General features: G+C 71.7%; 15 protein-coding genes. 5 read left to right on the plus strand and 10 right to left on the minus strand.

The annotated features are described in order from the left end of the window. Positions 1-150: 150 nt before the first annotated feature. The 5 genes from OERS_RS12040 to OERS_RS12060 all read right to left on the minus strand — a co-directional run bounded on the left by OERS_RS12040 (position 151) and on the right by OERS_RS12060 (position 5637). Entirely contained in the window at positions 151-1890 is a 1740-nt protein-coding gene (locus OERS_RS12040) for an ABC transporter ATP-binding protein (protein ID WP_068625937.1), read from the minus strand. Positions 1891-2036: 146 nt separating this feature from the next. Continuing rightward, entirely contained in the window at positions 2037-2810 is a 774-nt protein-coding gene (locus tag OERS_RS12045; RefSeq protein WP_139107812.1) for a TetR/AcrR family transcriptional regulator, read from the minus strand. 128 nt (positions 2811-2938) lie between these two features. Further along, positions 2939-4174, minus strand: coding sequence for an SPFH domain-containing protein (locus tag OERS_RS12050; protein ID WP_056764982.1), 1236 nt, complete (start codon positions 4172-4174; stop codon positions 2939-2941). 70 nt (positions 4175-4244) lie between these two features. Continuing rightward, positions 4245-4694 (minus strand): NfeD family protein, encoded by a 450-nt coding sequence (locus OERS_RS12055; RefSeq protein ID WP_056647117.1) that lies wholly within the window; start codon positions 4692-4694, stop codon positions 4245-4247. 157 nt (positions 4695-4851) lie between these two features. Next, complete coding sequence (locus OERS_RS12060; RefSeq protein WP_056647120.1) at positions 4852-5637, minus strand: ABC transporter ATP-binding protein; 786 nt, start codon at positions 5635-5637, stop codon at positions 4852-4854. A gap of 27 nt (positions 5638-5664) precedes the next feature. Here OERS_RS12060 and OERS_RS12065 point away from each other — a divergent pair, with 27 nt between their 5' ends. Further along, the gene (locus OERS_RS12065; RefSeq protein ID WP_056647124.1) at positions 5665-6504 is read left to right on the plus strand and encodes a hypothetical protein; all 840 of its coding nucleotides are present in this window, start codon (positions 5665-5667) and stop codon (positions 6502-6504) included. On the opposite strand, the gene glgA is transcribed toward OERS_RS12065, so the two are convergent. Next, complete coding sequence (glgA, locus tag OERS_RS12070; protein ID WP_068625939.1) at positions 6468-7688, minus strand: glycogen synthase; 1221 nt, start codon at positions 7686-7688, stop codon at positions 6468-6470. The genes OERS_RS12065 and glgA overlap by 37 nt on opposite strands. 136 nt (positions 7689-7824) lie before the next feature. On the opposite strand from glgA, the gene OERS_RS12075 reads away from it, so the two are divergent. From OERS_RS12075 to OERS_RS12085, 3 genes are read left to right on the plus strand one after another with little or no spacing between them, the layout of a single operon-like run. Then, the gene (locus OERS_RS12075; protein ID WP_056647129.1) at positions 7825-9063 is read left to right on the plus strand and encodes a glucose-1-phosphate adenylyltransferase; all 1239 of its coding nucleotides are present in this window, start codon (positions 7825-7827) and stop codon (positions 9061-9063) included. Beyond that, positions 9056-9733 (plus strand): phosphoserine phosphatase SerB, encoded by a 678-nt coding sequence (gene serB, locus OERS_RS12080; protein WP_282956066.1) that lies wholly within the window; start codon positions 9056-9058, stop codon positions 9731-9733. The genes OERS_RS12075 and serB overlap by 8 nt, the downstream gene beginning before the upstream one ends. A gap of 2 nt (positions 9734-9735) precedes the next feature. Then, positions 9736-10254 carry an HAD domain-containing protein gene (locus OERS_RS12085; protein WP_056647132.1) on the plus strand — a complete coding sequence of 173 codons (519 nt, stop codon included), beginning with the start codon at positions 9736-9738 and terminating at the stop codon, positions 10252-10254. 44 nt (positions 10255-10298) lie between these two features. Here the strand turns inward: OERS_RS12085 and OERS_RS12090 are convergent, their stop codons facing one another. From OERS_RS12090 to fabG, 4 genes are all read right to left on the minus strand, one after another. After that, on the minus strand, positions 10299-10604 hold the full coding sequence (locus OERS_RS12090; RefSeq protein ID WP_056647135.1) for a hypothetical protein: 306 nt from the start codon (positions 10602-10604) through the stop codon (positions 10299-10301). A 140-nt stretch (positions 10605-10744) separates the two neighbouring features. Continuing rightward, positions 10745-11314, minus strand: a complete 570-nt coding sequence (locus OERS_RS12095; protein WP_322788294.1) for a SixA phosphatase family protein — start codon at positions 11312-11314, stop codon at positions 10745-10747. Positions 11315-11328: 14 nt separating this feature from the next. Continuing rightward, positions 11329-12096 (minus strand): enoyl-ACP reductase FabI, encoded by a 768-nt coding sequence (fabI, locus tag OERS_RS12100; protein ID WP_056647143.1) that lies wholly within the window; start codon positions 12094-12096, stop codon positions 11329-11331. Positions 12097-12226: 130 nt separating this feature from the next. Then, a complete protein-coding gene (fabG, locus tag OERS_RS12105; protein WP_056647146.1) occupies positions 12227-12955 on the minus strand; it encodes a beta-ketoacyl-ACP reductase in 729 nt (242 codons plus the stop codon). Between the two features lie 172 nt (positions 12956-13127). On the opposite strand from fabG, the gene OERS_RS12110 reads away from it, so the two are divergent. Continuing rightward, on the plus strand, positions 13128-13472 hold a 345-nt coding region (locus tag OERS_RS12110), incomplete at its 3' end, for a DUF3099 domain-containing protein (RefSeq protein WP_248948531.1).

Raw genomic sequence — 13472 nt, forward strand, 5'->3', positions numbered from 1 at the left:
GGTCGGGCTTGTCGCCCGCCGCGTCCGCCCCGTCCTGGGGTCCTGGAGCGTCGTGCGTCGCTGCCGCGTCCTGCACACCGCCCGACGGCGTCACGAAGGTCTCGGCGTTCTTGTCGCCCGGGTTGTCGCCCGGGCGGGGGGTCTGGGTGCTCATGCTGCCTCCTGCGCCGAGAGCTGCGAGTACACGATCTCCTGGTACGTCTCGCACGTCTCCAGGAGCTCGTCGTGGGTGCCGGTGCCGACGATGCGCCCGTGCTCGAGCACGACGATCTGCTCGGCGTGGCGGATGGTCGCGACCCGCTGGGCGACCAGGAGGACCGTGGCCTCGCGGGTGCGGGGTGCGAGCGCGAGCCGCAGGGCGGCGTCGGTCGCGTAGTCGAGGGCCGAGAACGAGTCGTCGAACAGGTACACGCTGGGCTTGCGCACGATCGCCCGGGCGATCGCGAGCCGCTGGCGCTGGCCGCCCGAGAAGTTGGTGCCGCCCTGGGACACAGGGGCGTCGAGCTGTCCTTCGAGCTGCTCGACGAAGTCGCGGGCCTGCGCGACCTCGAGCGCTTCCCAGACCTCCTCGTCGGTCGCGTCCTCCTTGCCGTAGCGCACGTTGTCGCGCACGGTCCCGGAGAACAGGTAGGCCTTCTGGGGGACGTAGCCGATCATCGACCACAGGTCCTGGAGCGCGACGTCGCGGACGTCGGTGCCGTCGATGCGGACCGAGCCCTTGGTCGCGTCGAAGAGCCGCGGGACGAGCTGGAGCAGCGTCGTCTTGCCCGATCCCGTGGACCCGATGATCGCGGTCGTGCCGCCGGGACGCGCCGTGAACGTGAGGTCGTGGAGCACGGGGTCCTCGGCACCGGGGTACCGGAAGTCGACGTCCTCGAACGTGATGACCCCGGTGCGGTCCTCGCGGGGCGCCAGGCGGACCGGCGTCGGGGACTCGACCACGGTGGTCTCGGTGTCGAGGACCTCGCCGATGCGCTCGGCCGAGACGGCCGCGCGCGGGACCATCATGAAGATCATGGTCGACATCATCACGGCCATGAGGATGTACATGATGTAGCTGAGGAACGCCGTGAGCGCCCCGATCTGCATCCCGTCCTGGACGCGGTACGCACCGAACCACAGGACCGCGACGCTGGTCGCGTTCATGACGAGCATGACGGTCGGGAACATCAGCGCCATGAGCTTGCCGACCCGCAGCGAGGTGTCGTAGAGCCGGTCGTTGGCGACCGCGAAGCGCTCCTCCTCGCGACGCTCGCGCACGAAGGCCCGGATGACGCGGATGCCGGAGATCTGCTCGCGCAGCACCCCGTTGATCGCGTCGATGCGCTTCTGCATCTTGCGGAAGTACGGCACCATGCGCGAGATGATCAGCCCCACGACGACCCCGAGCACGGGCACCACGACCAGGAGCAGCGCCGAGAGCTCGACGTCCTCCTGGAGCGCCATGATGACGCCGCCCACGAGCATGATGGGCGCCATGACCATGATGGTGAAGCCCATGAGCACCACCATCTGGACCTGCTGGACGTCGTTCGTGGTGCGCGTGATGAGCGACGGGGCACCGAGCACACCCATCTCCTGCGCGGAGAACGACTGGACGCGCGTGAAGAGCCCGTTGCGCACGTCGCGCCCGAACGACATGGCGACCTTGGCGCCGAAGTACACCGCGACGATCGCGCAGATCACCTGACCGAGGCTGATCGCGAGCATGACGCCGCCCGTGCGCATGATGTAGGCGGTGTCGCCCTGCGTGACGCCCTTGTCGATGATGTCGGCGTTGAGGCTGGGCAGGTAGAGGGTCGCGATGGTCTGCACGAGCTGGAGCACGAGCAGGATCGATATGGGCGTCCAGTACGGGCGGAGGTAGGTCTTCAGGAGACGTTGGAGCATCTGGGGTGTCCTGTCGGAGGTGGGGGCGGGGCGAGCAGGTCTCAAGGTGCCCGACGACGGAGCGCACGTCGAGCGATTTCGGTGACCTCGGCGAGAGGTCCAGCATGCGACGCCGCGGTGAGGTCCGCGACGGCAGGCCGAGCGCCTCAGGCGAGCGACGCCGTCGGGCCCGGGGCCGCGACGTGCGGGTCCGGCGGACGGACCGCCGCGTGGGGCGGGCCCACCGCATGGGGCGGGCCCGCGCCCTGGCACGGCGCCTCGAGGACGCCGTGGAGGAACACGTCGACGATCTGGGTCGCGTCGAGCGGCCCGTCCTGGAACAGCAGCGGGCTCGCATGGCCGTGCACGAGGAAGAAGAAGACGCTCGCGGCCACGCGGGGCTCGGTCCGCAGCTCGTCCGCGTACGGGACAAGGCTCGCCTCGATCGCCTGGACGATGTCCTGGACGGCCGACATCCGGGCGTCGCGGTGCGAGTCCGGGCCCTGCTTGCCGTGGTTGCGGTGCACGTCGTCCCGGTGGCGACGGCGGGCGTCGTCCCCCGGACCGCCCGGCGGGCCGCCCCGGTCCCCCATGACCTGGTGGGCGACCTGGACGATCTTGGCGGTCGCGCGCTGGCTGTCCTGGATCAGCTCGGCCAGGGCCGTGAGGGTCTCCGCGAGGGACCCGCGGTCGGCCGTCTCGCTGATCGCGCGCACGAGCGGCGCCGGGTCGAGCGCGGCCACGAGGGCCGCGTGGATCAGCTCGTCCTTGTCCTCGAACGCGCGGAAGAGCGTGCCCTCGGCGACGTCGGCCGCCTGGGCGATCTGCCGGGTCGTCACGGCCGAGCCGTAGCGCGCGAGCAGGGGGACGGTCGCGGCGGCGATCGCCGCGCGGCGGTCGTCACGGCTCATGGGTCGGGCGCGGCCCGAGGGGGTGCTCACGCCCTTGACCCTAAATGAGTGAGCACTCACTCGTCAAGGTTGCCCGACGCAACCAGATGCACGGACGCCCGAGGGGGCGCCGCGCTCGCGGCGCCCCCTCGGGCGTACGGTCCTGCTGTGGCGATGCCCTAGGGGCGATCCTCCGGCGTCCCCTCGCCGGGCTCCGGCGCGTCGGTCGGGACGGCCGGCGGGCCGAGCGGACGCGGCGACGCGGTGCCCGGCTCCGGGGCCGGGGCGAAGCGCTGGCCGGGGCCCCCGGGGCGCTGCCCGCTCTCCGCCTGCGGGTCGAACGGCAGGCCCGAGTGCGTGCCCGCGCTCGTGGCGTCGGCCGTCGCGGCCTCGGCCTGACGACGGGCCTCGGCGAGCGCCTCGGCCGGGTCGACCAGTGCCGGGGTGCCGAACTTGACGCGGTCCCGGTCGCGCTCGCGGCGCGCCGCCTCGGAGGGCTCGTACCCTTCGCCGGACGGCGTGGGCGCACCGCCGCCGAAGCCCTGCGCGATGGATCCCAGCGCCGCGGTGAACTCGGTGGGGACGACCCACAGCTTGCTCGCGGTGCCGTCGGCGATCTTGGGCAGCATCTGCAGGTACTGGTAGGCGAGCAGCTTGGGGTCCGCGTCGCCCTCGTGGATCGCGTCGAAGACCTGCAGGATGGCCCGCGCCTCACCCTCGGCGTTCAGGATCGCGGCCTGCGCGTTGCCTTCTGCGCGCAGGATCGCGGCCTGCTTCTCGCCCTCTGCGGTCAGCACCTGGGACTGCTTGATGCCCTCGGCCGTGAGGATCGTGGCGCGACGGTCACGCTCGGCGCGCATCTGCTGCTCCATGGAGCCCTGCACGCTCGCGGGCGGGTCGATCGACTTGAGCTCGACGCGGTTGACGCGCACGCCCCAGCGCCCCGTCGCCTCGTCGAGCACGCCGCGGAGCTGGCCGTTGATCTGGTCGCGGCTCGTGAGGGTCTGCTCGAGGTCCATGGAGCCGACGACGTTGCGCAGCGTGGTGACCGTGAGCTGCTCGATGCCCTGGATGTAGTTGGCGATCTCGTAGACCGCCGACTTGGGCTCGGTGACCTGGAAGTAGATGACCGTGTCGATGCTGACCACGAGGTTGTCCGAGGTGATCACGGGCTGCGGGGGGAACGAGACCACCTGCTCGCGCAGGTCGACACCCGCACGCACGCGGTCCACGAACGGGATCAGCAGGTGCAGACCGGGCTCGAGCGTGCTCGAGTAGCGACCCAGCCGCTCGATGATCAACGCGGTGGCCTGCGGGACGATCCGCACCGCCTTGACGAGCGCGATGATCACGAACAGCAGGATCAGCCCGAGCACGATGTAGACGGCGATCATTCCGGGTTCTGGTTCAGTCATCGATCTTTCTCCTGAGGATGCTTCTCGGCGGAAGGGCGGGGCGGACGGAGCGACGGCTGGACGGACGGGCTCAGACGGTGTGGCTGTCGGAGGCGACCGACTGCACCACGGCCGTGGCCCCGTCGATGCGGACCACACGGACCTCGGTACCGGTCGCCAGCTCGGGCGACCCGTCCACGGTCCGGGCGCTCCAGATCTCTCCCTGGAGCTTGACGCGGCCGCCCAGCTCGGTCACCCGGGACACGACGACGGCGGACCGACCCACCTGGGCGGCGGCGCCGGTCTCGGTGAGCGGCATGCGGTGACGCAGGTGGCGCAGCAGCCACGGGCGCAGCGAGAACAGGAGAGCGGCCGAGACGACCGCGAAGGTGATGATCTGCAGCCACAAGGGACCGCCGGCCGCGTTGACCCCCGCGGCTGCGAACGCTCCCCCGGCGAACATGATGAGCACCAGGTCGAGCGAGATGATCTCGATCAGGACGAAGAGGAGACCTGCTCCGACCCACCACAACCAGTCCATGACGGTTCCTTCCGTCGTGCGGCTCGTCCTGCGCGTCGTGGACGCGTCGACATCACCTGCGTTGACACCACCTGCGTTCTTTGCCCAGATTTTACCGGAAGAACGAGTTCCGTGCACCTATCGGGCGTGTCGGACGCGGGGCGTCCGGGGCCGCGCGTCAGCGCGCCGCGCGCGCCATCCAGCGACCGCCGCCGTGCGCGACGAACAGCGGCAGGCCGAACGCCGCGCTCAGGTTCTCCGCCGTCAGGACCTCGTGCAAGGGACCGGCGCGGTGGACGCCGCCGTCCTTGAGCAGCAGGACGTGCGTGAAGCCCGGCGGGATCTCCTCGACGTGGTGCGTCACGAGGACTAGCACGGGCGAGGCAGGGTCCGCAGCAAGCTCCGAGAGTGCCCCGACGAGCTCCTCGCGCCCGCCCAGGTCCAGGCCGGCGGCGGGCTCGTCGAGCAGCAGCAGCTCCGGGTCGGTCATGAGCGCGCGGGCGATCTGCACGCGCTTGCGCTCACCCTCGCTCAGCGTGCCGAACAGGCGGTCGGCCAGCGGCAGCACGTCGAAGGCCGCGAGCAGGTCGTCGGCACGCTCGGTGTCGAACTCCTCGTACGTCTCCGTCCAGCGGCCCGTGACGCCGTAGGCCGCGGTGACCACCACGTTGCGGACGGTCTCCGAGGCCGGGATCTGCTCCGCGAGCGCCGCGCTCGCCAGGCCGATGCGGGGCCGCAGCCCGAACACGTCGGTGCGGCCCATCCGCTCGCCGAGCAGGTCCGCGCTGCCCGCGGTGGGGTGCATGCGTGCTGCCGCGATCTGCAGCAGGGTCGTCTTGCCCGCGCCGTTGCGGCCCAGGATCACCCACCGCTCGCCCTCGTTCACCTGCCAGTCCACGGAGTCGAGGATGGTCTTCGTGCCACGGCGCACCGTGACTGCCTGCAGGTCCAGAACCGAGCTCATGGGACACGACCCTATAGGTTGGCGGACGTGGAATCCCACTCTGCCCTCGCGCTCCCCCGTACCGTCGTCCTCGCCCTGTGGTCGCAGGCGCTCGGCCCGCAGGCCGACGAGCCGGTCGATCCCGACGGCCCCGGCACGGCCCTCGTGCGCCGCGCGGTCGCCGCGGTGCGGCTCGACGACGAACCGCACACGGTCGAGGGCGACGGGACGGCCTCGACCCTGACCGACCTGGTCGCCCGCTGGACCCGTTCGCCGTTCGAGGTGTGCGCGGTGCTGCCGGCCCCCGGCGACCCGCTCGGCGTGCCGTCGGTCGTGAGCGCCGACGCGACCGACGCCGAGGAGTGCCTGCTCGTGCAGTCCCCCGAGGGCGCCTGGGCGCTCGTGCCCGAGGTCACGGCGTTCGGGAGCGTCTACGAGACGGGGCACCTCGTCACGTGGCGCATGACGCCCGTGCCGACGTGGCGCACCCAGGTGCTCGCCGCCGTCGGGACCCTCGCGGACGCCGAGCGCGACCTGCGCGTGGCCCTGCTCACCGCGACCGAGGCCCTGGCCTCGCTCGACGTCGCCCGCTGGCGCGAGGACGCGGCCGAGACGATCGCGTCGCTGCGGTCCACGACCCCCCCGGACTGGCCGCTGCCCGCGGCCCGCTCGGAGTCGGACGCGCGCCGCGTGCGCGTGCTCGCCCAGGCCGCGCGGCTGCGGGCCATCGTGGACCTGGCCACGGCCGACGACGGTGGCGCGGTCAACCTCTGGCAGGCCGACCAGCGCTCGACCGCCCTGCGCGAGGTCGACCGTGCCGCGCGGCGGGCCATGTCCGCCGCGACGGCCCGCTACGCGGCGGGACCGGACCCGAGCACGCTGCGGTAGACCTCGAGCGTGCGGTCCGCGATCGCGTCCCACGCGAAGTGCTCCTCGACGCGCGTCCGGGCCGCTCGACCCATCTCGCGCGCCCGCTCCGGGTCGGAGACGACCGCGACGAGCGCAGCGGCGAGGTCGGCGACGAACGTGTCCGGGTCCACGGGCGTGCCCGTCCCGTCGTCGACCTGCTCGATCGGGACCAGGTGGCCCGTGACGCCGTCGTCGATGACCTCGGGGATGCCCCCGGTCGCCGAGCCGACGACGGGAAGGCCCACGGCCATGGCCTCGAGGTTCACGATCCCCAGCGGCTCGTAGACCGAGGGGCACACGAACACGGTCGAGGCCGCCAGGACCGCCACGAGCTCCTCGCGCGGGAGCATCTGCTCGATCCACACGACCCCGGTGCGCTGCTCGGCGAGGCGCGCGACGGCCTCGCTCACCTCGGTCGCGATCTCGGGGGTGTCGGGTGCGCCCGCGCACAGGATCAGCTGGACCTCCGGAGGGAGCTGCGCGGCCGCGCGCAGCAGGTACGGCAGGCCCTTCTGGCGCGTGATGCGCCCGACGAAGACCACGGCCGGGCGCTCGGGGTCGATCCCGAGGTCGCGGACCACGCGGTCCGCCGCGGCGACCTGGGCCTCGGACCCGGGGCGACGCCAGCCGTCGAGGTCGATCCCGTTGTGGACCACGTGCACCTTGGACGGGTCGACGTCGGGGTAGCAGCGCAGGATGTCCGCGCGCATGCCCGCCGAGACAGCGATGATGCCGGCCGCGGCCTCGTAGGCCGTCTTCTCGGCCCAGCCCGACAGCGCGTAGCCGCCCCCGAGCTGCTCGGCCTTCCACGGTCGCAGCGGCTCGAGCGAGTGCGCGCTGAGGACGTGCGGGATCCCGTGCAGGAGCGAGGCCAGGTGGCCGCCGAGGTTCGCGTACCAGGTGTGCGAGTGCACGAGGTCGGCTCCTGCGACGTCGTCGGCCATCGCCAGGTCCACGCCGAACGTCCCCAGCACGGGGTTCGCCGAGGAGAGCGAGCCGGGCACCGAGTACCCCGTGACCCCCTCCTCGCTGCGGGGTCCGTCGAAGCTGCGCACGCGCACGTCGATGCGTTCGCGCAGCACACGGGACAGCTCGGCGACGTGGACGCCCGCGCCTCCGTAGACGTAGGGCGGGTACTCACGGGTCAGCAGGTCGACTCTCACGCGGCACACGCTAGCGCGCTCGGCAGTGCCCGTGCGCACGGCAGGCCGCCCGCGACGCTCTCGCACCGCGAATCACCCGCGACCAACACGTGGTTCGGTCCCCACGAACACCGGCCGAGGCCATAAGGTTCTGCCCATGGCCGCCCCACGTGTCCTCGCAATCGTCCTCGCCGGTGGCGAGGGCAACCGGCTCATGCCGCTCACCGCCCACCGCGCCAAGCCGGCCGTCCCGTTCGGCGGTATCTACCGCCTGGTCGACTTCGCGCTGTCGAACCTGGTGAACTCGCACTACCTGCACATCGTCGTGCTGACGCAGTACAAGTCCCACAGCCTCGACCGCCACATCACCAAGACGTGGCGCATGTCGTCGTTGCTCGGGAACTTCGTCGCGCCGGTGCCGGCGCAGCAGCGGGTGGGCAAGCACTGGTACCTCGGCAGCGCCGACGCGATCTACCAGTGCCTGAACATCATCGAGGACGAGCGCCCCGACATCGTCGTGGTCGTCGGTGCGGACCACGTGTACCGCATGGACTTCTCCCAGATGGTCGACGCCCACATCGCGTCGGGGGCCGAGCTGACCGTCGCGGGCATCCGCCAGCCCATCTCGATGGCCGACCAGTTCGGTGTCATCGACACGGACCCCGAGGACCCCACCAAGATCCGCGCGTTCCTCGAGAAGCCGACCGACCCGGTCGGGCTCGCGGACTCGCCGCTCGAGGTCCTGGCGTCCATGGGCAACTACGTCATCAACGCCGACGCGCTCGTCGCGGCCGTCACGGCGGACGCGACCGACCCGGACTCGCGCCACGACATGGGCGGAGACATCGTCCCGGCCTTCGTCGCGCGCGGCACGGCCGGTGTCTACGACTTCATCCGGAACGACGTCCCCGGCTCCACGGACCGCGACCGCGACTACTGGCGCGACGTCGGGACGCTCGACGCGTACTACGACGCGAACAAGGACCTCATCTCGATCACGCCGGTCTTCAACCTCTACAACGACGAGTGGCCGCTGCACACCGGGTACGTGGGCCTGCCGCCCGCGAAGTTCGTCCACTCGGGGCAGGGCCGCCTGGGTCACGCCGCGGACTCGCTCGTCTCCCCCGGCGTCATCATCTCCGGGGCCACCGTGGTGGGCTCGGTCCTGTCCCCCGGCGTCTACCTGCACTCCTGGTCGTCGGTGTCGGACTCCGTCCTCATGGACGGGGTCCAGGTCGAGCGGCACGCCCAGGTCCACCGCGCGATCCTCGACAAGAACGTGATCGTCACCGAGCGCGCCCGCATCGGGCTCGACCCGGCACAGGACCGCGCCCGTGGGTTCACCGTCACCGAGTCGGGCATCACCGTCGTCCCCAAGGGAACCATCGTTGAATAGCACTGCCGCCCGTCCTGACGTCTCGACCCGCCGGTTGGTGGTCATGGACGTCGACTCGACCCTCATCACGCAGGAGGTCATCGAGCTCCTGGCGGACCACGCCGGGACCCGCGAGCTCGTCACCGAGGTCACCGAGCGCGCCATGCGCGGCGAGATCGACTTCGGCGAGTCCCTGCGCGAGCGGGTCGCGACGCTGGCCGGGGTCCCGGTCAGCGCGTTCGAGGACGTGCTCGAGCGCGTCACGCTCACGCCCGGCGCCCGCGAGCTGGTCGCCGAGTTCCAGGGCCGGGGCTGGACCGTGGCCCTGGTCTCCGGGGGCTTCGAGGAGATCGTCGCCCCGCTGGCCGCGAGCCTCGGGATCACGCACTTCCGGGCGAACCGGCTCGAGGTCGTGGACGGCCTGCTCACGGGCAGGACGACCGGCCCCGTGATCGACCGCGCGACCAAGGAGGTCACGCTGCGCGAGCTCGCCGCCAGCGAGGGCGTGGACATGGCGGACACCGTCGCGATCGGCGACGGCGCGAACGACCTCGACATGATCGGCGCGGCCGGCATCGGGATCGCGTTCGCGGCCAAGCCCGTCGTGGTCGCCCAGGCACCCTTCTCCGTCCCGGGTCCGCGCCTCGACGCGGTGCTGGAGATCATCGACGCATCGGGCCGGACCGCCTGAGGGTGCGTCCGGCGTCGTCGCGACCGATCCTGTTCCTGGACGTCGACGGGACCCTGCTCCCGTTCGGTGGCCCCGGGATGCCCGTGGTCCCGGACGCACCCGCGTCCTGGACGGCGACGACGAACCCTCACCTGGCACGGGTCGACCGGGCGCTGGGCACCCTCCTGACCGGGCTGGGGTGCGAGCTGATGTGGGCCACGGCGTGGATGCACGACGCGAACGAGGTGATCGCGCCGCTGCTGGGGTTGCCGCAGCTGCGGGTCGCCGATCTGCCCGCCTACGACGGCGACCACGGCGCCGACAACCTGCAGTGGAAGACGAAGGCGCTGGTCCGGATCGCGGACGGACGTCCGTTCGTCTGGATCGACGACGTCATCGGGCACGCCGACCGGTGGTGGGTCGAGCTCGAGCATCCCGGTGCCGCCCTGCTCCACCAGGTCGAGCCTGCGGTCGGGGTGACCTCGACCGACATCGCCACGATCGCCGCCTGGCTGCGAGACCTGGAGCCTCCCGTCAGTTGACGAGCGGTGGGTGAGGAGCCCGGCCAGGACGTCTGCAACCGGCTCTAGGCCGCCGGGGTGAGCGCGTCGACGAGCTGTTCGACCGTGGGCGCACCCGCGAGACCCTGCGGGGTCGGGTAGAGACGGCACGCCAGCCCGCTCACCTCCTGGTGCTCGAACAGGTCGCGCCCGTCGAGACGAAGCGTGGGAGACCCCGGGAACGCGAGAGCCGCGGCGTGCTCGTCGGTCAGGACCTCGACGAGCTCGACGGGTCGACCGGGACAGCCCGCGAGCTCCAGAGCCTGCGCGAGGTTGTCACGCGCGACCGTCCGGCTCGGACAACCTTCGAAGTACAGGAGCTCGATCGTCATGTCTCCATGGTGGCGGATCCGCGCGCCGTCGCCGGGGCGGACCGCCTGAGGATCACCCCGGATCGCGCGCCGGTACGACGAAGCCCCTTCCTCCCGTCGATCGGGTGAAAGGGGCTTCGTGCTTCGCGCGGCTCGCGCCTTCAGCTCGAGGGACGCCCGACGTACGACAGGTTCGCGACCGCACCGTCCCACTCGCCCCACGGGGTCGAGGACTCCAGGACGCTGTACGTCGCCGTGGGGACCCCCACCCGGACCTGGGCGAGCGCGCCCGAGTCCGAGCCGGGGCCGGCCAGGTGCGCCGCGGTCGCTGCCATGGTCGGCTCGTGACCGACCACCAGGAGCGTGCGCACCCGGGAGTCGGCCCCTCGGACCATGTCCAGCACGTCCCGCACGCCCGCGGCATACAGGGTGTCCGTCACCACGACCTCCGGGGCGACGTCACCCAGGTGCGCCGCGAGGAGGTCCCACGTCTGGCGCGTGCGCAGGGCAGAAGAGCACAGGACGAGCTCGGGGACGAGCGCGGAGTGCGCCAGCGCGGCACCGACCCGGCCGGCCTGACGCCGGCCGTTGAGCGCCAGCGGGCGCAGGACGTCGTCGACTCCGCCGGCAGGCTCCGCCTTGGCGTGCCGGAGCAGCACCAGGCGGTGCGTACCGCCCGCCGCCCCGGAACCGGCGGCGTCGGACGCCACCGACGATCTGCCGTCTCGCACGTTCGCCCCTCTCGTCACAGCCCCATGGCGTGCACGCCGCCGTCGACGTGCACGATCTCCCCCGTGGTCGCCGGGAACCAGTCTGACAGCAGTGCGACGACCGCGCGTGCAGCGGGCTCCGCGGTCAGCTGGTCCCAGCCGAGCGGTGCGCGCGTGGGCCAGCCGTCCTCCATCTGCTCGAACCCGGGGATCGACTTCGCCGCGGTGGTGCGGATGGGGCCCGCGGAGACGAGGTTGGTGCGGATCCCCTCCGGGCCGAGGTCGCGCGCGAGGTAGCGGTTCGCCGACTCGAGCCCGGCCTTCGCGACGCCCATCCAGTCGTACACGGGCCACGCGAACTGCGCGTCGAACGTGAGCCCGACGACGGCACCACCGTTGGTCATGAGCGGCTTGGCGGCCACGGCGAGGGACTTGTAGGAGAAGGTCGAGACCTGCAGCGCGGTCGCGACGTCCTCCCAGGTCGCGGAGAGGAAGTTGCCGCCCATGACGCTCTGGGGCGCGAACCCGATCGAGTGCACGACGCCGTCGAGCGTGTCCACGTGCTCGCGGACCGCGTCGGCCAGGCCCGCCAGGTCCTCCTCGTTCGTCACGTCGAGCTGGACGACGGGTGCCTCGACCGGCAGACGCTTGGCGAACGCCTGCGTGAGCTTCATCTGGCGACCGAACGAGGAGAGCACGACCGTGGCCCCCTCCTCCTGCGCGAGCCGGGCCGCGTGGAACGCGATCGAGGAGTCGGTGAGGACGCCGGTGATCAGGAGCTTCTTGCCTTCGAGCAGACCCATCAGATTCTTCTTCCGTTCTTTCGTCGTGCGCTGCTTGAGCGTACTCATGGACGACCTGCCCGGGGTAGTTCTCGGGGGTCGTGCGGTGTGTCGGGGAGCACGCGTGCTCCCCGACGACGTCAGGTGGTGGTCAGTGCCCCATGCCGAGGCCGCCGTCGACCGGGATCACGGCGCCGCTGATGTAGCCCGCGTCGGGGGACGCGAGGAACTGCACGACACCCGCGACCTCGTCGGCCTGGGCGAAGCGTCCCGCGGGGATGTTCGCCTTGTACTGCTTCTGGCGCTCCTCGGGCAGCTCGGCGGTCATGGCCGTCTCGATGAAGCCCGGGGCGACGACGTTGGCCGTGATGCCGCGACCACCGAGCTCGCGCGTGATCGAGCGGGCCATGCCGACCAGCGCGGCCTTCGAGGCCGAGTAGTTGACCTGCCCGGGGCCGCCGTACAGGCCCACGACCGAGGAGATGAGCACGATGCGGCCGCGCCGCAGGCGGATCATGCCCTTGGAGACGCGGCGCACGCAGCGGAAGGTCCCCGTGAGGTTGACGTCGATGACGGACTCGAACTCGTCGTCGGTCATGCGCATGAGGAGCTGGTCACGGGTCACGCCCGCGTTCGCGACGAGGACCTCGACCGGGCCGAGCTCGGCCTCGATCGCCGTGAAGGCCGCGTCGACGGCCTCGGTGTCGGTGATGTCGCCCACGACGCCGAACACGCCCTCGGGCAGGTCGCCGCTGCGGTAGATCGTCGCGACACGGTCACCGTTGGCGACGAACCGCTCGGCGATCGAGCGGCCGATGCCCCGGTTGGCGCCCGTGACGACCACGGTGCGCGGGCTGGGGGAAGCGGGGGCTTCGGACACGACATCTCCTCGTTCGGGTGGCCTGGGAGGCGTCGTCCGCGGCGGGGATTCCCCCGCTCGTCCGGCACGTCGCCGCAACGACCGTACCGCGAGCGCCCGACGGCGTGCGCGCAGGGACCATCACAGGCGACCGGGGTCCTTTGTCGGGTTCCGACAAACGTAGGATGGAGGGGTGAGCAGCAACAACAAGGTGCCGAGCATCTCGGACGCACCGGAGTCGCTCGCGCAGGACCAGGCCCGGCGCACCAAGCGCTACCTCATCCAGATGGGGATCCGGCTCGTGTGCTTCCTCGCGGCCGTGATCGTCCACGGGTGGTTCTCGTTCGTCCTGATCGGGGCCGCGATCGTCCTCCCGTACGTCGCGGTGCTGCTCGTCAACGCCGGGCGTGACCAGCGGACCTACGACGTCTCGCCCATGGAGCGCCTCCAGGTGGAGGCCGCCCCCGACCACCCGAGCCTCGGGCGCGTCGTCGAGCTCGACGACGAGGGCCGGGTCCGCCGCGAGGACCCCGACTCC

The organism is Oerskovia enterophila (assembly GCF_001692445.1).
Classification (GTDB): domain Bacteria; phylum Actinomycetota; class Actinomycetes; order Actinomycetales; family Cellulomonadaceae; genus Oerskovia; species Oerskovia enterophila.